The sequence below is a fragment of the Bacillus arachidis genome, assembly GCF_030285945.1.
In the GTDB taxonomy this organism is placed as follows: domain Bacteria; phylum Bacillota; class Bacilli; order Bacillales; family Bacillaceae_G; genus Bacillus_A; species Bacillus_A arachidis.
Genome location: NZ_CP127376.1, coordinates 4,396,448 through 4,413,518, shown reverse-complemented (window position 1 = coordinate 4,413,518; position 17,071 = coordinate 4,396,448). Strand labels below are relative to the sequence as shown.

Here is a 17,071-nt window from a genome sequence, read left to right as displayed (position 1 = left end):
TTTATCGATAGAAACGGCTAAAAAGGGAGAAGGATGAGAAATGGGGGAAGCACGTACAACGAAGGAAGAAATTGTACAGCTTTTAAAAATAAATGGAGAACAAACCGTTGGAGCATTATCTGAAACTTTGGAGATTACAGAGATGGCAGTACGTCGTCATTTAAGTAAGCTGGAGCAAGAAGAAATCATTCAGTCGAAAATGGTACGTCAACATGTGGGAAGACCAACATATGTATACGCCCTAAGTCAAAAAGGAGAAGATTCCTTTCCGAAGGATTATAAGCAATTTGCTTTAGGTGTGTTAGAGGATTTAGAACAAATTGGTGGTGAAACCCTTGTAGATGCTATTTTAAAGACCAGGACGAATCGGATTGAAGAGCAATTACAAAGGCGAATCAGTCGTCAAGAAAATGTATGGCAGAAGCTTCGGGAAGTTGCCGTTATTCAAGAGAAGCATGGATATATGGTACAAGTGAAGCAGGAGGGAGAAAACTCATACATATTACAAAAACAAAATTGTCCATTAAAGGCTGTTGCTGAAAAATATCCACAGCTTTGTGTGGAGGAAGAAAATATGTATAAGCGACTGTTTTCTGATGGAAATGTGAAGGTATTATCAAATATGTGTGATGGTGACTGTCACTGTTCGTATCACATACAAGAGAAAAAATGAACGTTATGGGACGCTTTTAGACGAAGCGTTTTTTTCTTTGGAAAAAGGGGTTAATATAAGAAGGTATGAACGCTAGACAAAAAGGAGAGACAGATGGATGTATAAAGGCTATTTAATCGACTTAGATGGTACAATGTATCGCGGTGAAGAACAAATTGAAGAAGCTAGTGACTTTGTAAAAGCATTACAGGAGCGTGGTCTCCCATATTTGTTTGTAACAAATAATTCAACACGTAAACCAGAACAAGTAGCAGAAAAGCTTGTTCGTTTCGATATTCCAGCTAAGCCAGAGCAAGTATTTACAACGAGCATGGCAACAGCGAACTTTATTTATGAACGTAAACAAGATGCGTCTGTGTATATGATTGGGGAAGAAGGACTGTATGAGGCACTTGTGGAAAAAGGATTCAAGCTTGTGGATGAAAATCCTGATTTTGTTGTTGTTGGATTAGATCGCGAAATTACATACGAAAAGCTAGCGAAAGCATGTCTAGCAGTACGTAATGGTGCGACATTTATTTCAACAAATGGAGACATTGCTATTCCAACTGAGCGTGGTTTACTACCAGGAAACGGTTCATTAACATCTGTTGTTACAGTATCCACAGGTATAGAGCCAATTTTCATCGGAAAACCAGAATCTATTATTATGGAACAAGCACTAAAAGTACTTGGTATGGCGAAAGAAGAAGCGCTAATGGTTGGGGATAACTATGATACTGATATTTTAGCGGGGATAAATGCTGGTATGCATACACTTCTTGTCCACACTGGAGTCACAACTGTGGAGAAGTTAACAGAATATGAAGTGCAGCCAACAGCGGTTGTGCATAACTTGACGGAGTGGATTGAGAAGATGTAAGAGTGGGCAGGCAATCGTTTAGGTTGCCTGCTTTTTTATATGCATAATTACATATTTTGTATATGGATATAAAAGGTAAAATTATATTATAAGGATATACAGAGAGAATATTACTGGTGGAATAGAGATTGGAGGGGGAGAAATGTATATCATTTCGATTATTATCTTTCTTGTAACGTTGTGTATTTTAGGCTTTGCTATATGGAAAATACATAAAATAAAAAGTGTACAAGAGGATATTGGAGAGATTATTGCTACTTACCCACGTAAAAAAAGCCGATGGTTCGTGTTGTTTGGTCCAGCTTATTTCTTTGTACAACTTATACTTACATACGTTCGTTATATAGATGGAGAAATTGATAGTTTCGAACTGTTTTTACTCAAAATAGGAGCTTATACTGTAGCTGTTTGTTTTATGTTCCTTTTTGTGATACAGCTAATTAAAGACGTCAAGGTATATGAAAAAGGTGTGATTGATGGGATGAATTACTATTCCTATGCAGAATTAAAAGGATATAAAACATCCACATGGGAAAATCCGCAAGAAAATATCTTCTTATATCGCGGGCAAGAAAAATGGCATGACAATGTAAACTTACTCATTAGGCAAGAGGATATGAGAGAGTTAGAAAACATTTTACAAAGATATCTTCCTAAGCTCACCATAAAATAAAAACACTCCACCTTCGTATAAGGTGGAGTGTCTTATTAAAATACGCGATTCACGACTGCTTTCACTTCTTCAAGATATTCTTTTCGCACGTCTTCATCCACAGAAGGAACACTCGTATAGAATGTGTGCTCTAATGTTTCAATTCCTGTAAATTCAAAAATACCAGCAGCTGTTGTTTTCTTCATCGCATCAAACATACCGCTTTCACAGCGGTCTTTCTTAGTATGTTTATAATAAAATTCGTTTCTCCTTCGCTTCTTTTATCCACATCGGAAGTTCATTCAACAGGTTATTATACAATGTTTCATCTGTTGTTTTTTCGATATCGCGAATGTGGAAGAAGTTTGCGTTATCAATGAAACGCCCTTCCATTTCGTCTAGCTTTCTAAGAACGTCGAATTTTCCATTTCCAATCCCAACAAACTGCCAAAAAATCGGTTGGTTAGAAGAGAATACAACCGGTTTTTGAATTCCTTTTTTACAGCCACCATCGTTAATAAATATAACAAAGGCAGGCTCTTCGCTTTTCTCTTCAATCGTATATTTTTTTATGATATCTTCCATCACTTGTGGCTCTTCATTTCGGCCAAATTTATGAATGGAAGGGTTATTTAAAATATGTTTTTCAACATAACCAGCAAAGTCTTTTTCAGTAATGGATGGTAATCTTGAAAATTCGTTATCATATACCCAAATATCTAGTGAGCCATCATCATCAAATTGACTTGCAACCGCAAGAACACGTTCGACAACTTCTTGTACAGTGCCATTTTTATAAAGTGTTCGCATAGACCCAGAAATGTCTAATACGAGCGCAACTTTTGCGACAACGCCTGTTAATTTCTTTTTCTCTAATACAACGCGTACTGCTTCTTTCCGTAATGTAATTGTACTCAAGTATAATCGCCCCTTTTTTTATTATGTAGCAAAGATGCCGGTTCTTGAAGCATGTATAGATTACGCAATAGGAAGAGAATTATGGATCATTTGGAGTGCTTTATCCACAATTTCCTCTGCTGCATATATACCAATTTCATTTGTTCTTACAATGTGAGGTAATAAACTTCCTTGTTTTGTTTCAAGTTCACCGTGAAGAGGAGCAATGGCATGATTTGCCCTTTCTAACATGCATAGATCAAGTAAGGAATCACCAGCAGTAATTACGGTTTTTGCCTGAAGTTTTTCTTGTACATATTGGACAGCATCCCATTTGTTCACAGGCTTTGGCACAAAATATAATTTTCTGCCTTGTAATGAATGAGTCCATCCTTGTTGATCGAGCCAAGTTGTGAATGACTGTAATTCGTCGTATGGAATATTTTCACGCTTAATGATGCAGTAGTGAAATAAATCATCAGCTGTTTTTTGTGAAAGAACCCATTCTTCATGAGAAATATTTTGAAATTCTGTTAGAACGTCTTCTTTTTCCATACATGTTGTTAAGCGCTCCGTTTGTATGTTTTTCCAAGTGGCATCTAACTTACCGTTATGAAGGATATTACCGCCATTGCTTGTAATCGCATATTCCGGAACGACTTCTGCTTGAAATAGTGTAATGCGCTGAAACTGTTCAATGGTTCGAGTTGTAACAGGGATGAATTGAGCTTGTAATTGCAGTTCTTTTAATAACGAGATGGCTGTATGTGTCATAAAAGAAATTTCTTTGTTGTCTAACGTTTCAATCAGTTGAATGTGTTCATCGTCTATAGAAGCACGAAATGATCTCCGAGAATAAATGAGTGTTTGATCAAGGTCACTTGCAAAAATCATGAAATTTTCCTCCCAAGAGGTGTGATGAGCCCACAGCACGAATAAGTCATATCTTTATAGAGCTCTACTGGAACATTTTTTTCTTGTGCTAGAAGTAAAATGTGCTTTAAGTCTGGATTGTTTTCGCCCTGGATTAAAATTTTCCATGGCATCCGTCTTAGTAAAACACGTGTTGTTTCTCCAACTCCTGGCTTCACTAAATTTATATCCTCTATTCCAAAATACTTTTGAATAGAGGCAATATCTTGCATACCTTGCCAAGATGGCTCTGTATAGGTAGTGATAACGTGCTCTAGTTGCTTTGTTACATCAGCGCTAATAGAAGGGAATAACGCTGTGATTTCGTCAATAAAGAAGTTAGATAAATCTTCTGTTTCTAGTTCTTTATAATACTTGGCACCGTGAAAATCATTTGGGCCAATATATGTTTCATTTAAAACTGTGCGACTAATTAATCCTGATACGGTCGCATTTAAGCAAGCGCTTGGAATGAGGAAATCTTCTCGTGTTCCATATATAGAAGTACAATGGCCTGGATCAGCAAGTACAGCCATGCAGTCCGAAATATATTCATGGTTCTTTTCGTTAAATGTATGTACTGCTTGGCGCAGTTCTTTTTTTATGGCACCTTTCCCAGTCCAGCCATCAATGAATTGAATCGTTTGATTTGGATGCTGCTGTAAAATATAGTGAAGTGCATTCTCATCAATGCCGTGTCCCCGAATAATAGAAACGCAATAATGTGGCAATTCGAGATGATATTGATAACGAATATACCGTTTTATTAAAACGCCAATTGGTGTACCGGCTCTTGCTAGTGATACGAGTACAAGATTCTTTCCTTTCGTCTTTATAATTTGCTCAGCTACAACGCCGATAGCAATGGCTAGCTTCCGTTTGTATTGCTCGAGTGAAGCAAAAAATAAATCCATATAAGGCTTAGATGGATTATATTCAATCGGAAGCATTTCAGAGTAATGTGTGCCCGATTGAATTGCTTGTTCTCTATCTTCTGTTGTTCTTTCTTCTATGGCATCACTAATATCTTTTAATAGAAAAATAGCATCTTCTTTCGCATAGCTGCCGATAAACTGTATTGTTTTAATCTCAGTCATATTTCTTCACCCTCGCTTTCTGTTAAGCTCTTAAATGAAACGATATGAATGACCGGAATAACCGTTTGTAATTGTGTAAGAAGAGGATGAAAAGCATCTCCTTGCAAATTACGCTCTATAAAAAGAAAAACTTCATCGTAATCTCCGGGCTGGATGTTATAAAAATAATTTGTAACTGCTTTGTCTTCAGGGCTTTCATAGGAAAAACGATTATGAATAGCATATTGTAGATCACCTGCGTACGGGTGAATCGGACTACGCGTTGTTGATTGATACGAAATATTTGTCCCCATTTCAGCGGCAATCCGCATTGGAAGGTACATAAATTCACCGGTTCCTAAGCAGAGTGTCTGTTTACCTTTTCGTTTTTTCTTTAAATCATATCCAATCTTTTTAGCAAAAGGGTGGATATGATTTTGATCATCGGATGAAATGCCAAAGCGCCCGGTGTAGTTTATGTAGCTGATATCATGATGTATAGATGTATACGGTAAAGTAGGGCATGGAAGTATATGTTTTTTTATCTTGGACTCTATTGATTTATCAATCATTTCACCATGCGAAGAAGAACTAGCGATCGGACTACCGATTACGTCAATTGAGCCGCTTAATAGAGAGATTGCATGAATCGTAATATCAAGTTCTTGCTCGAGCTCTGTAAATTGCTTTCGATGTGCATCTGAGCGCCAATCTAATAAAGAAGCGACAATATATTCTTTTCTTGGAAACTTTTCTTGAATGGATCTGATGATATTAAGGGCGGTTTTTCCTGTTGTTATTTCATCATCTACCAGGACGATAGGCTGTTCATTTTGAAAATAGCTTTTGTCCACATAACAACGATGAGATGTCGCATGAGAATGTTCTTCTTCAAATGTAATGACAGAATCGATTTGTGAGATTGTTTCCCTTGTTGTATGAACATATTTCGCATTTTGAAAACATTGAAACATCGAATGACCTAATGCGGTAGCTGTTTCTGCAAATCCGATAAATAAGACTTCTTTATCTAAAGGGAATTGATACTGCAGAATTGCTTCCAGTTCATGATTCGTACGGTCTTTAGAAGAAATCAGATTGAGAATTTCTTTTTGATATGGATGATTTGTATGATGCAGTACCTCCATATATCTTGCAGCAAGAGCACAGCCTCCAGCTAAAGAGATTGCAGGTGGAACGGGAAGATGTTTTCCTAAAATGGTGCTTACGAATAAAAAACCACGTTTTTTATTGATTCTTGCAGCCATTTGGAATAGTTGATCTGGCGATAATAAATATGGATTATGTAGCACATCTATGTGAACCGTTATTTTATTTAAAATGTGGTACGTGTATGTTTTGCTTTGGTTCTTCGGTAAGGAGATCGATGAAAGTTTGTTGTTCATGTAGCACCCCATAAATATTAGATTTCAGAAGTGTTTTACGTGCCCAATTATAATGCGGCTTCACTTCATTCATTTTGTTAGAAAAGCTGCTTTTCATCACGCCGTTATACGTCTGGGCCGCTTCGAAAATAGCTTTTGCATCTAAATAATCCTCTAACGTTACAACATGCATAGCTTGAATGAGTTTAATGTGAGAAGGATGAATGACCGTTTTTCCAATTAATCCATTTGCTTGATCGAGCAAGACTTCATGAATTAATCCGTCCTCGTACCGATGAAGCATGTTCTCACGCATTGTAAGCCCGGCGTTTCCAAATGATTCACGAAATGGTGTTTGACGGAGCTGTGGTTTGAGTACGCGCGGATTGTTTCCGAAGTACTCCCACACCGGTCCAGATATAACATATTCATCTGCTTTTCTAGAAAAAATATTAATAATATCAGAAATACAATCGCGAATAATCGAAATGTCATAGATTGTCGTATCTTTGTTACGACGAATGCCGAATAGCCCTGAGAAATCGGTCGCCCCAATTCGGACATTCAAAATAAAATCACGGTAAGAATCTAAGATTTCCTTAATTGCTAGTAATGTATCAATACGAGTTTCTTTATAAATAATTTCAGGAGACTCTAAAATAGGCATCCCATAAAGTGAAAGTGAATAGGTTTCGTTTATATCCTGTAGCTCATGAATGTAAGACATTCCGTTCGCCGGAGTGAACTTAGGAAACACAAAACCGCTTATACAATGGACGGCGCTTCCTAGTTCATGAACGAGCGAATCCATTTGCTTTGGTTCACGAATCCGAATAAAGAGTAGTGGTATGTCTGATGGATGAAGCTTGCCAGTATCCATCATATGAGCTAGTAGTTGCATCTGTATGACAACATTTTGCTCGGCAAGTTTCACATCCCAATCACTAATAGAATCTTCTAAACAAAGTACAATCGATGTCGTACCTTCGAGCCTTTTTCTAACGATGTCATCTGCAATGGTTCTCTTTGTTCCAGGTGTATATAGAGTAGCACCTAATGCGTAAGCTAGTTGATCTTTCGCGGAATCCTTTGAAAATGTAATGGGTTCTTGGTAGAAAAGGTTTTGCTTTTCTTCAAGGGATAGATAGGAAAAATGCTGCATATTGTCACCACCTTATTTAGAGCCTGCGACCCAGTTCATGTTCCATTTATAATGTTGATCCATGTCTCGGTGTCCTTTAAAATATTTCACTAATTTTTGTACTTTGAATGTCTCATTATTTACATTTTCAAGCATTGCAATTGCACATGTACTCAGGCCATTACGGTGTTCATCCATTTTCACAACAATGTCTGGTCCATTTTCTTGTTTTAATGTAACAACACCGTCAACTTGTGACCAATTGGCTGCGCCTTCGTAAATATAAGAGAAAATTAATATTCTTTTTATTTCATGAATCATGTTTCCGTTAATGCGTAAATTTTCTCCTGTATTTGAAGCCCCCGTGCGATCATCTTGATCTAAATGAATGTAAGGCTCACTATGAAATGAACCAAACGTATTTCCAAGTGGTTGTACAACGCCTTTCCAACCATCTTTAAATTCAAACAAACAGCCTAAATCTAAATCTACTTGAGGTGAGAGATTTGCCGCTAAAGATGAGAAAAATCCTTTTTGTTTTGGAGCACTTTGCTTACTCCAATTTAAGTTCACTGCAATTTCGCCAAGAGGTTTGTCCGTTTTTTGTAAGTTGATCGTATCTCCAGATTTTTTTAGTTCAATTTTGGGAAGGTTAATATGTTTTTGACTAGAAGGAGGTTTAATCTGTTTATTTGTTTTTTCAAAAAGGTTAGGTGTTATATGAGATAATCCGAATTGATGAGAAAGTTCTTTGAGGCCTCCTTGTATTCCTCTACCGATAGCTCCAAACTTCCACTCGCCCTTATAACGGTAAACTTCACAGGCGATTAATGCAGTTTCAGATGAAAATTGTTCTGTAAGGTTATAACGAAACATTTCTTCATTATTCGTTGTATTGATAATACGGACATAGGATTGCTTTACTTGGCCAAAGGTTTGCATGCGTGCCAATGCATCGTGAATGGTAATAGTGAACATAATTCGTTCGATATGTGATGGAATCTTTGAAAGCGAAATGGAGATTTCCTCATCATCTCCAGAACCTTTACCTGTACGATTATCTTTTGAAAGTGTAATCGTGCCTTGCAGAGAAGATTGCTGTTTGTAAAATACGATATGCTCTGAAGTTGTTAGTCTACCGTTTGAATCCAATAAAAAAGCAGCAGCATCTAAATCGAATGCATGTGAATTTGTAGGAAGATCCCAGCCGAGACCTATTTTTATATGAGTTAATGTAGGATTTGTTTTTGTTAAATCTACCTTCTGTCCTTTACATAACTGTAGGGGCATTTCGATTTCACCTCATTTAGAATAATTACTTTAATCGTAACACGCTAACAAAGGATTTCCAATTTTGTATTTTTAAAATTTACAAACTTTTCGAAAATGGAAGGTGAATTTCAGGATTTATGTAGAACTTTGTTAGTAAGGAGTTTTTTAGAAAGGAATGAAGAAAGAAGATGAATATCCACAAACTAACAGGAGAAGAAGCAAAAGAAATCAATACATGGCAGTATGAAGAACCGTATTCGTTATATAATTTTTCAGGAAGTGAAGAGACAATAGAAGAACTATTAGATGGAACATATTATGGCTGCTGTAATGAATATGGGGAATTGATAGGTTACTTTTGTTTTGGAGAAAATGCGCAAGTACCAGGGGGAAGGGATGTGAAGTTATATATAGGTGAGGATACTGTAGACATTGGGCTTGGCATGAAGCCAAATCTAACGGGACAGGGAATGGGAAAATCTTTCTTGAAAGTTGGTTTCCAATTTGCTTTAAAAGCGTTCCAGCCCAAAAGAATTCGTTTAAGCGTTGCTGCTTTTAATAAGAGGGCGATTACATTGTATGAGAACGTTGGGTTTCAAAAGAATGTTTTGTTTATGAGCAGGGGGAGAGAGTTCCTGCTCATGGAGTATGATTTAGATGAATGCCGTTGTTAACAAATGTGTTATGGCCCTGTCCAAATTAAGCGTATAACATAACCGAAAAAAATAATGTAAGAGAGCAGGGCTATAGAGCATGTTCCACTTAGTGTACGAACCAACCCTTTTTCTTCAATGAGTGCTAAAATGATAGATAAGATACTATTTGTCATAATAGTGCCTTCTAGTGAAGGTGTAAGGCGCTGTATTCATGTGAGATATAGAAAGAATGTGACGGAGGCAACCAGTGCGAAAAGTAGAAAAAGCCAAGAAAAGATTTGCTTTTTAAACATCAGAACACCCCTGTTTGAACGTTCGAAAATATTTTACATAAATTGTATATAGGATTGCAATTTATGTAAATGAAAGAACCCACCTCTTTGTGTAAAGGGGTGGGTTCTTATTTTTAGGGTTTTACCTTATTCTGCATGCTCGGCACGATGCGCCAAACGACTAGACGCGGCTGCAGCGATAGCACCTACAATATCATCAAGGAATGTATGAACTTTTCCAGATGATTTATCATTTAAGTATTCTAAAATACCTGGTTTTAATTTATCGATATATCCAAAGTTTGTGAAACCGATAGAGCCGTACACGTTTACAATGGAAAGGGCGATTACTTCATCCACTCCGTATAAACCTTCATCACGCTTTACAATGTCTTGTAATGGTTCGCTCAACATTCCTTTTTCGGCAAGAACGTCTAACTCGATTCCTGTAATGAGCGCATTTTGTACTTCACGCTTGGATAATACACGTTCTACATTGTAACGACATTCTGACATTTCTAAATTTGGATGGTATTTCTTTTGAAGAAAATGAACAAGCTCCGCAATATCATCGATTGTTACACCACGTTCCTGTAGTAGTTGTAATGCTCTTTCTTGTAGTTGATTCGATTCTTTCATGTTATCACCTTTTTTTCTTTTTATTATTTGTATACGTTTTACTGCTTTATCATGTGCATAGGAATGAAAGGCGAGCACAAGCTCATATATATATAGAAAAACCATAGGTGGCGACTATGATGATTCAGCATATTTATGAGCATTATCAAATGCATGTCAAAGAATTAATCCCTCTTGGCCCCTATAAAAGCTTTTGGATTCGTAATAAAATTTATGTACTTCTTCCAATTGGGGATATGGAGGAAGATGTACTTGTTGAAATGAAAAAATTAAGCGATTATATGAACCAGCAAGGGGATATTACTGTTGCAACCTTCGTTCCGACGGTGCACGGTTACTATGTAAGTGAGATAGAAGAAAAAAATTACTGTTTATTAAAAGGTATGCGTTTGCTTGATCGACATGCTACTTCGTTAGGTAACGAGCTTTCTTTATTCCATAAACGAGGCGCCTTTTTTCCAGAAGAAATAGAACAATTAAGTCGCATTGGTGAATGGAAGTCATTATGGGAAAAAAGGCTCGATCAATTAGAGCGATTTTGGCAATCACAACTTATGAATCAGCCGTCAGATGTATTTGATCAACTATTTATCGAGTCTTTCCCATATTATTTAGGCGTTGCTGAAAATGCAATTCAATATGTTGTAGATACAGAAATAGATGATACACCTCAGCTTGCCGACGCAGCAACGATCTGCCAAGAACGCTTTACCCCTTTATTATGGCAGCAAACCAATAAATTAAAAATCCCCATCGATTGGGTATATGATCATCCAAGCAGGGATTTAGCGGAATGGATTCGATACGTATTCACGGAAAAGAAGAAAGATTGGGAACAAACAATTTTCCAGTTTGTATCGGATTATGAGAAAAACTATACTCTCTCTTCTTTTGGCTGGCGCCTACTATTTGCGCGCCTTCTCTTTCCACTTCATTACTTTGAAACGGTGGAACAATACTATCTGACGGGAAACGAAGAACAAAAAAATATGTACCGAGATCGCTTAGAAGACATTTTACACGATGTGAACCGTTCAGAGCAATTTATGAAGCATTTTTATGAATTCCTCCGTTTGCCTGTTGAGAAGCTCGGGATTCGAAAGTTGGATTGGTTGTCCTAATAGGAATTTATAAAAAAGAGACCAATGGTGGTCTCTTTTTTATGGATATTTAGTTTCAGCGATTCTAAGCAAGCCGCATCCGTTTTTAAATTATCCAGCTCCAGCGGCTAGAATGTTCGGTGGCTTCGCTTCTTCCGACGAGGCCAAAAACGCCTCTATGTCAGAAGCTCCATCCCCCTCACATTCTAAGCAAGCCGCATCCGCTTTTAGATTAAAATACTTGTTCTACTTCGATAACGCCTGGTACTTCTTCAAGTAGTGCGCGTTCGATACCAGCTTTTAATGTGATTGTAGAACTTGGGCAGCTACCGCATGCACCCATAAGGCGTAGTTTTACAATACCTTCTTCAATATCTACTAATTCAACGTCACCGCCATCACGAAGTAAGAACGGGCGTAATTTATCTAATACTTCTAGTACTTGTTCTTGCATATTTGGGTTTTCCATTTTTATCGACTCCTTTCATCCATTTTATTATAATCAAGATACAGGGGAAAATCTATTTTTTCTGTTCTTGTTTTAATGTCAAAATATTGTATCATGTTTACAACGTGTTTTTTCAGTATAGGGGATGAGAAATGAACTTGTAAAGAGATGTGTTTATAAGGTAAGTCATCTCGGCGTACTGTTAGAACAGAGAAGTGGGGGAGAAAGAATGGTAAATGTTCAAGTATATGGGGCAAAAGTAATTTGTGCGAGCTGCGTTGGAATGCCATCTTCGACTGAAACATTTGAATGGCTACAAGCGGCAATTGGTCGTAAATATGAAGGTCAAGATGATAAATTTAAGTTTGAATACGTTGATATTCAAGAAGAGCAAGATGATGCTGAGAAGCAAGCTTTTGTAGAGCGGGTAATTGAAGAGGATTTATTTTATCCGGTTGTTCTTGTAAACGGTGAAATCGTTGGAGAAGGAAATCCTCGTTTGAAGGACGTATACGAAGAAATTGAGAAATATTTATAATATAAAAGCCTTTGTGGTTGCAAAGGCTTTTCTTATATATCTATATGGAAAAAATAGTTATTAAAGGTAATTTTATTAAGGAGGATGCATGTGAAGGGTGTAGTGAAACAGGAGTTGCCAGAGGAAGTAACGAGTCTAATGGAGCAATATGTGATGGGATTACAAGATATTTTTTTAAATGGAAAATTAATTGGGGTGTACGTATACGGTTCAATCGCTCTAGGTGCATTTCATTTGGGGACGAGTGATGTTGATTTTGTAACGGTAACGAGGGAGACAGTCAGTGAATTTGAGAAGTTGCAAATAAGTGATTTACATAAAAAATTGAGTGAAAATAAGCTCGGAGGACGGATGGACGGTATGTATATCCCGCTTACTGATTTAGGAAAGAATAATCAAGAGATAGAGCAGTATGTCTATTGTGCTGATGGGAAAGTTAACGTAGGTCACTGGGATGTGAATGCTGTGACGTGGTGGACGTTAAAGAACCATGGAATTACTGTGACTGGAGAAGAAGCAAGTGAACTTCCGTTTGAGGTCTCATGGAATAGGGTTGTAGAAACAATGAAATATAACGTAGAGCAATACTGGGGTGAAAAGGCATCACGTACATATTTGTTTTTAATTGAAGAATGGGTAGAATCAGCCGTTGTAACGATGGGCCGTATTTTGTATACGTTAGAGCATAAAACAATTGTTTCAAAAGATGAAGGATTACAATATATGATGAAATCGTCCACTGATAAATGGATACCTTTGCTACAAGAGGTAGAGCGGATACGTCATAATAAGGGAAAGAAACGAACGATTTCCATTTGGAAGCGGGCAGATATGACGAGGAAGTATTTGCTTAGTGGGATAGAGGAATGTCGGAAGAAGTGGGAAGGGTAGTTTATTTCAAAAATTAAGATGGTGCGGATATAAAATAGTAAGACCTCTGTAGTAGTTACTATAGAGGTCGGTTTGTAAATGAAGTTATACACTACTTAGCTACTCATTATTATGCTGTGGAAGTATCCTCGTCTTTACGTACTTCAAAAAACTCATTTTTGCACAAGTATTTAAAAATTCTTTGTGTAACTTGCTCTTCTTGATCTAATAAGAAGCGATGATCAAACGCGTAGAATGATTGTCCTTGAATTAATTTAACGTAATACATTATATATACCTCCATTATAGAACGATACAAATTTAAAGATTCATTACTTATAATATCCATAAATTGGTTTAAGATACTTAGAATGTTAATCAGGGATTTTAAATAGAAGTATGAAGAATGCAAATATGAAAATAAATACTGTAATCAATAAGGAGATAGTTCATCGCTCTAATTTATTTTCAACAAGCTGTTTCATCTCGCCTACTGTAATATGCGGAAGGGCGAATTTTTCATTTTCATAGCAATGACTGCAATACGTTGTACTTTTTTCTCCATTTTTTTCTGGACCGCCACCATTTTCATCTTTTGAAAATGGCATGCCACAGCTTTGACAGTTCTTATGTTTCTTTATGAAATTCGCCTCTAAGATTCCATCTTTTTTAACTGACACCGCCTATTAAAAAATGTTTTATACCCAAGTTGTAAAAAGATAATGACAGAAAAAGCTGTACTTCCGGAAATACCAAGTATAATCACAATTTGATATTGAATGGCGGTAAACGGTGAAATTCCTGATAAAATTTGTCCTGTCATCATACCTGGGAGACTAATGATTCCCATTCCGACCATAGAATTAATCGTTGGCAAAATAGCTGAGTCGAAAGCATCTCTTATAAGTGGGGTAGCTGCTTGTTTTGGGGTTGCTCCCAGCATCAGTGCACCTTCAATTTGCTCACGTTGTGATTTCATAGTTTTTAAGAATGTATTTGCACCGAGCGATACACCGGTCATGGCATTACCAATGAGCATTCCAGCGATTGGAACGATATATTGCGGAGCATACCAAGGGTCGTGTCCAATAATGACAAAGATAAATAATAAAAGTGGTCCGATTGATCCTGCAATCATTGAGAGTGCGGCCACACGTTTTAACTCTTTTGACATAGGGATATTAACTCGCTTATAAATGTTAAAAATAGCAAATGTAGTAATAGAAGTAATAATAGCAATTGTATAAAATGGATTACTATTTTCAAATATGTATGTAAGTACGTATGCAACAAGCACAAGCTGAATGGTCATACGGAATGTAGCGATCGTAATTTGTTTTTCACGTGGTATTCCTTTTAATTTTACAAGGCCGATTAAAATGATAATGAAAATATATGCTGCAGCAAGTTGCCAAAGTTGTAATTCAATAACGCCCTTCAAATGCGTGCACTTCCCTTCTAATAGCGCCTTTTGTTTTATTAATTTCAATAATGTCGTCTGCTATTTCTTCTGGAAGTAGTTGTGAGTGGGTAATAAAGATAACAGTTTTCTTTTTTTGTTTCGCAATTGTAGTGAAATTTTTCATGACGCGTTTTTCTGTATCAGCATCTAATGCAGATGTTGGCTCATCTAATAAATAAACGGACGGGTCCATAAGTAAAACACGAGCTAAGGAGAGTCTTTGTTTTTCACCACCGGATAATGAGGAAGCGATATCTGTTAACTCTTTTTCTAAGCTTACAATTGCGAGAGCTTCTTGTAGTGCTTCATCAGGTGGTAAAGATTTCTCTGAAAAGCGAAGCCCTATTAACAAATTATCTTTTACTGTTCCGTCAAATATTGGAGGAGTTTGTCCTAGCATAACGACTTCACGACGTAATTGAATAGGCGGATAAGACGAAATGGGGGTACCGTTATATTTAATTTCGCCAGTTGTTGGTGATTGTAGATCATTGAGCAGGCGAAGTAACGTACTTTTTCCGCTACCACTTTCACCGATGATGCAGGTGGTTTTTTCTTTGTGGATCTCTAAGTAAGGAATATGTAAGATGTCTTTATATGTTACGTCTTTTAATAAAAACATAATTTTCTCCTTTCTGATTCTATATAAATTCAATTTGTTTTTATATATTCATATCGTATCAAAAAAGGAGAAAAATAGAAAAAACAAGAGCGACCCGCTCTTGTTTTTCTGTTTAGCCATTATGATGTTTGTACATCCATAGAATACCGGACTTTAAAAGTCTAGGCACTCTGCCCATTAATGGTTGATTTGCCAATAATCCAAATCCATGTTTCTTACCGAGAGAGCCGAGAACGCCTTTTAATTTAATAACAGGTAGTTCATCAGGAAGTGGCTCATTGTTCCAACGTTTTAATAATATTTGGACAATTTGTTCACCTTGGCCTTCAGCAAGTTGTGCAGATGGTGCATGTGGAAGAGAAGCGCAATCTCCTACAACATAAACATTCTCGTTGTTCGGAATATTATGATATTTTGTTAATACAACCCGTCCGCTACTATCTTGCTCGACTGGAAGGTTTCGAACAACTTCGTTTGCTTGAATACCTGCTGTCCATACGATTGCATCACATTTAAGCGGTTCATCATGGTTGTACACAACGTTTGGTTCTACTTTCGTAATGTCAGAGTTTCGTATAATCGTAACACTATGCTTTACGAACCACTCTTCTACGTATCTACTTAATTTTTCTGGGAACGGGAATAAAATGCGATCCTTTCTATCAAATAAGTAGATCTTTAAATCAGAACGACTTTCCCGAAGTTCACTTGCAACTTCAACGCCGCTTAAACCAGCACCGACAACAGCGACAGTTGCATTCGGTTCCAAACCATTTAATTGTTCGTACGTTTTACGAGTTTGTTCAATTGATTGAAGGCTATGTGTATATTCTTTCGCACCTGGTACGTTATGATATTTGTCTTCGCAGCCAAGGCCAATAATTAAGTCATCATATTCGACAACTTCGCCTCCATCAAGATGAACGGCTTTGTTTTCAAGGTCAACATTCGTTACAGTGCCGTATTGAATGTTGAGACGCGGGTGTTCAGGAAATGGAATGCGAATATGCGTTTCTGAAATTGTACCCGCTACTAATGCGTAATATTCTGTTTTAAAACAGTGGTATGGTACTTTGTCGATTAATGTCACTTGGACATCATCTGGAAGTTGATTGCTTGGAAGAAGCCGTTGCAGAATTCTCATGCCACCGTAGCCACCGCCCAGTAATACGAGGTGTTTCATGATGGATTACCCCTTTTCTGTTGAAATATCCCCTAATCATACAATTATATATTGAAAAAATATTTTGACTTTACTCACTCAAATTATATCGAATTTGTGAACAAATAACAATGCATGAATGTGTACTCTGTTGTACAATAAGAAGAAAAGTGGACAAACTGTTTTAATTTGTATGTTGGAAAAACAACAGATAGGTTAGAAAAAACGATAGAAGCTGCCATTTCCTTCGGGTGAAACCAGAAGAGGGAAATGAGTGGAGATCTTTTTCTGATTTCATAGCAGTGATTTATATGTTGGGAAATCCAAGTGAATTGATATAGAGAAGATCTTTCGATTTGAAATGAAGTAGTGAAGCAACGAAATATTGTAGTAGGTGTAATGGAAACAACAAGAAACAGCTTAGTTTTCTTA

21 protein-coding genes and 1 pseudogene are annotated in these 17,071 nt (G+C 36.9%); 7 read left to right on the top strand and 15 right to left on the bottom strand.

The features are described from left to right. Positions 1–40 precede the first annotated feature (40 nt). From QRY57_RS24475 to QRY57_RS24465, 3 genes are all read left to right on the top strand, one after another. Positions 41–673, top strand: a complete 633-nt coding sequence (locus QRY57_RS24475; RefSeq protein WP_286016342.1) for a helix-turn-helix transcriptional regulator — start codon at positions 41–43, stop codon at positions 671–673. A gap of 97 nt (positions 674–770) precedes the next feature. Continuing rightward, complete coding sequence (locus QRY57_RS24470; protein WP_286016341.1) at positions 771–1,535, top strand: TIGR01457 family HAD-type hydrolase; 765 nt, start codon at positions 771–773, stop codon at positions 1,533–1,535. 142 nt (positions 1,536–1,677) lie between these two features. Next, the gene (locus QRY57_RS24465; protein ID WP_286016340.1) at positions 1,678–2,208 is read left to right on the top strand and encodes an iron ABC transporter substrate-binding protein; all 531 of its coding nucleotides are present in this window, start codon (positions 1,678–1,680) and stop codon (positions 2,206–2,208) included. Positions 2,209–2,243: 35 nt separating this feature from the next. Here QRY57_RS24465 and QRY57_RS24460 read toward each other — a convergent pair. The 7 genes and pseudogenes from QRY57_RS24460 to QRY57_RS24430 form a co-directional block, all read right to left on the bottom strand. Beyond that, a pseudogene (locus QRY57_RS24460) lies at positions 2,244–2,411 on the bottom strand (NAD(P)H-dependent oxidoreductase); the annotation flags it as partial. Positions 2,412–2,436: 25 nt separating this feature from the next. Next, positions 2,437–3,105, bottom strand: a complete 669-nt coding sequence (locus tag QRY57_RS24455) for a vWA domain-containing protein (protein WP_286016339.1) — start codon at positions 3,103–3,105, stop codon at positions 2,437–2,439. Positions 3,106–3,165: 60 nt separating this feature from the next. Continuing rightward, positions 3,166–3,978, bottom strand: a complete 813-nt coding sequence (locus tag QRY57_RS24450; RefSeq protein ID WP_286016338.1) for an HAD family hydrolase — start codon at positions 3,976–3,978, stop codon at positions 3,166–3,168. Next, a complete protein-coding gene (locus QRY57_RS24445) occupies positions 3,975–5,093 on the bottom strand; it encodes a cysteine protease StiP family protein (RefSeq protein WP_286016337.1) in 1,119 nt (372 codons plus the stop codon). Before QRY57_RS24445 ends, QRY57_RS24450 begins: the two co-directional genes overlap by 4 nt. Further along, the gene (locus QRY57_RS24440) at positions 5,090–6,478 is read right to left on the bottom strand and encodes a phosphoribosyltransferase family protein (RefSeq protein ID WP_286016336.1); all 1,389 of its coding nucleotides are present in this window, start codon (positions 6,476–6,478) and stop codon (positions 5,090–5,092) included. The genes QRY57_RS24445 and QRY57_RS24440 overlap by 4 nt, the downstream gene beginning before the upstream one ends. Continuing rightward, entirely contained in the window at positions 6,405–7,619 is a 1,215-nt protein-coding gene (locus QRY57_RS24435; protein WP_286016335.1) for an HpcH/HpaI aldolase/citrate lyase family protein, read from the bottom strand. The genes QRY57_RS24440 and QRY57_RS24435 overlap by 74 nt, the downstream gene beginning before the upstream one ends. Positions 7,620–7,631: 12 nt before the next feature. Further along, positions 7,632–8,888 carry a TerD family protein gene (locus tag QRY57_RS24430; RefSeq protein ID WP_286016334.1) on the bottom strand — a complete coding sequence of 419 codons (1,257 nt, stop codon included), beginning with the start codon at positions 8,886–8,888 and terminating at the stop codon, positions 7,632–7,634. A gap of 170 nt (positions 8,889–9,058) precedes the next feature. Here QRY57_RS24430 and QRY57_RS24425 point away from each other — a divergent pair, with 170 nt between their 5' ends. Further along, positions 9,059–9,544 (top strand): GNAT family N-acetyltransferase, encoded by a 486-nt coding sequence (locus QRY57_RS24425; protein WP_286016333.1) that lies wholly within the window; start codon positions 9,059–9,061, stop codon positions 9,542–9,544. Positions 9,545–9,552: 8 nt separating this feature from the next. Here the strand turns inward: QRY57_RS24425 and QRY57_RS24420 are convergent, their stop codons facing one another. Together QRY57_RS24420 and QRY57_RS24415 are read right to left on the bottom strand one after the other, a co-directional pair. Next, positions 9,553–9,699, bottom strand: coding sequence for a hypothetical protein (locus tag QRY57_RS24420; protein ID WP_286016332.1), 147 nt, complete (start codon positions 9,697–9,699; stop codon positions 9,553–9,555). A 246-nt stretch (positions 9,700–9,945) separates the two neighbouring features. Next, on the bottom strand, positions 9,946–10,437 hold the full coding sequence (locus tag QRY57_RS24415) for a phosphatidylglycerophosphatase A family protein (protein ID WP_026594206.1): 492 nt from the start codon (positions 10,435–10,437) through the stop codon (positions 9,946–9,948). 119 nt (positions 10,438–10,556) lie between these two features. Here QRY57_RS24415 and yutH point away from each other — a divergent pair, with 119 nt between their 5' ends. Next, positions 10,557–11,558 (top strand): spore coat putative kinase YutH, encoded by a 1,002-nt coding sequence (gene yutH / locus QRY57_RS24410; RefSeq protein ID WP_286017927.1) that lies wholly within the window; start codon positions 10,557–10,559, stop codon positions 11,556–11,558. 211 nt (positions 11,559–11,769) lie between these two features. Here yutH and QRY57_RS24405 read toward each other — a convergent pair whose 3' ends face one another. Then, the gene (locus QRY57_RS24405) at positions 11,770–12,006 is read right to left on the bottom strand and encodes a NifU family protein (RefSeq protein ID WP_000431179.1); all 237 of its coding nucleotides are present in this window, start codon (positions 12,004–12,006) and stop codon (positions 11,770–11,772) included. A gap of 208 nt (positions 12,007–12,214) precedes the next feature. Between QRY57_RS24405 and QRY57_RS24400 the strand changes: the two genes are divergently transcribed. Together QRY57_RS24400 and QRY57_RS24395 are read left to right on the top strand one after the other, a co-directional pair. Next, positions 12,215–12,523, top strand: coding sequence for a YuzD family protein (locus QRY57_RS24400; protein WP_026594208.1), 309 nt, complete (start codon positions 12,215–12,217; stop codon positions 12,521–12,523). A 90-nt stretch (positions 12,524–12,613) separates the two neighbouring features. After that, entirely contained in the window at positions 12,614–13,414 is an 801-nt protein-coding gene (locus QRY57_RS24395; protein WP_286016331.1) for a nucleotidyltransferase domain-containing protein, read from the top strand. A gap of 109 nt (positions 13,415–13,523) precedes the next feature. On the opposite strand, the gene QRY57_RS24390 is transcribed toward QRY57_RS24395, so the two are convergent. The 5 genes from QRY57_RS24390 to QRY57_RS24370 all read right to left on the bottom strand — a co-directional run bounded on the left by QRY57_RS24390 (position 13,524) and on the right by QRY57_RS24370 (position 16,660). Then, complete coding sequence (locus tag QRY57_RS24390; protein WP_081811128.1) at positions 13,524–13,682, bottom strand: YqbF domain-containing protein; 159 nt, start codon at positions 13,680–13,682, stop codon at positions 13,524–13,526. A gap of 160 nt (positions 13,683–13,842) precedes the next feature. Next, a complete protein-coding gene (locus QRY57_RS24385; protein ID WP_286016330.1) occupies positions 13,843–14,073 on the bottom strand; it encodes a zinc ribbon domain-containing protein in 231 nt (76 codons plus the stop codon). Beyond that, the gene (locus QRY57_RS24380; protein ID WP_286017926.1) at positions 14,046–14,834 is read right to left on the bottom strand and encodes an ABC transporter permease; all 789 of its coding nucleotides are present in this window, start codon (positions 14,832–14,834) and stop codon (positions 14,046–14,048) included. Before QRY57_RS24380 ends, QRY57_RS24385 begins: the two co-directional genes overlap by 28 nt. After that, complete coding sequence (locus tag QRY57_RS24375; RefSeq protein WP_286016329.1) at positions 14,818–15,477, bottom strand: ABC transporter ATP-binding protein; 660 nt, start codon at positions 15,475–15,477, stop codon at positions 14,818–14,820. Before QRY57_RS24375 ends, QRY57_RS24380 begins: the two co-directional genes overlap by 17 nt. Positions 15,478–15,589: 112 nt before the next feature. Further along, positions 15,590–16,660 (bottom strand): NAD(P)/FAD-dependent oxidoreductase, encoded by a 1,071-nt coding sequence (locus QRY57_RS24370; RefSeq protein WP_286016328.1) that lies wholly within the window; start codon positions 16,658–16,660, stop codon positions 15,590–15,592. Positions 16,661–17,071 lie beyond the last annotated feature (411 nt).

Coding starts and splice junctions, on each gene's coding strand:
- QRY57_RS24475 (WP_286016342.1), top strand. CDS start 41: ATGGGGGAAGCACGTACAACGAAGGAAGAAATTGTACAGCTTTTAAAA.
- QRY57_RS24470 (WP_286016341.1), top strand. CDS start 771: ATGTATAAAGGCTATTTAATCGACTTAGATGGTACAATGTATCGCGGT.
- QRY57_RS24465 (WP_286016340.1), top strand. CDS start 1,678: ATGTATATCATTTCGATTATTATCTTTCTTGTAACGTTGTGTATTTTA.
- QRY57_RS24450 (WP_286016338.1), bottom strand. CDS start 3,978: ATGATTTTTGCAAGTGACCTTGATCAAACACTCATTTATTCTCGGAGA.
- QRY57_RS24445 (WP_286016337.1), bottom strand. CDS start 5,093: ATGACTGAGATTAAAACAATACAGTTTATCGGCAGCTATGCGAAAGAA.
- QRY57_RS24440 (WP_286016336.1), bottom strand. CDS start 6,478: ATGAACAACAAACTTTCATCGATCTCCTTACCGAAGAACCAAAGCAAA.
- QRY57_RS24435 (WP_286016335.1), bottom strand. CDS start 7,619: ATGCAGCATTTTTCCTATCTATCCCTTGAAGAAAAGCAAAACCTTTTC.
- QRY57_RS24430 (WP_286016334.1), bottom strand. CDS start 8,888: ATGCCCCTACAGTTATGTAAAGGACAGAAGGTAGATTTAACAAAAACA.
- QRY57_RS24425 (WP_286016333.1), top strand. CDS start 9,059: ATGAATATCCACAAACTAACAGGAGAAGAAGCAAAAGAAATCAATACA.
- QRY57_RS24420 (WP_286016332.1), bottom strand. CDS start 9,699: ATGACAAATAGTATCTTATCTATCATTTTAGCACTCATTGAAGAAAAA.
- QRY57_RS24415 (WP_026594206.1), bottom strand. CDS start 10,437: ATGAAAGAATCGAATCAACTACAAGAAAGAGCATTACAACTACTACAG.
- yutH (WP_286017927.1), top strand. CDS start 10,557: ATGATTCAGCATATTTATGAGCATTATCAAATGCATGTCAAAGAATTA.
- QRY57_RS24405 (WP_000431179.1), bottom strand. CDS start 12,006: ATGGAAAACCCAAATATGCAAGAACAAGTACTAGAAGTATTAGATAAA.
- QRY57_RS24400 (WP_026594208.1), top strand. CDS start 12,215: ATGGTAAATGTTCAAGTATATGGGGCAAAAGTAATTTGTGCGAGCTGC.
- QRY57_RS24390 (WP_081811128.1), bottom strand. CDS start 13,682: ATGTATTACGTTAAATTAATTCAAGGACAATCATTCTACGCGTTTGAT.
- QRY57_RS24375 (WP_286016329.1), bottom strand. CDS start 15,477: ATGTTTTTATTAAAAGACGTAACATATAAAGACATCTTACATATTCCT.
- QRY57_RS24370 (WP_286016328.1), bottom strand. CDS start 16,660: ATGAAACACCTCGTATTACTGGGCGGTGGCTACGGTGGCATGAGAATT.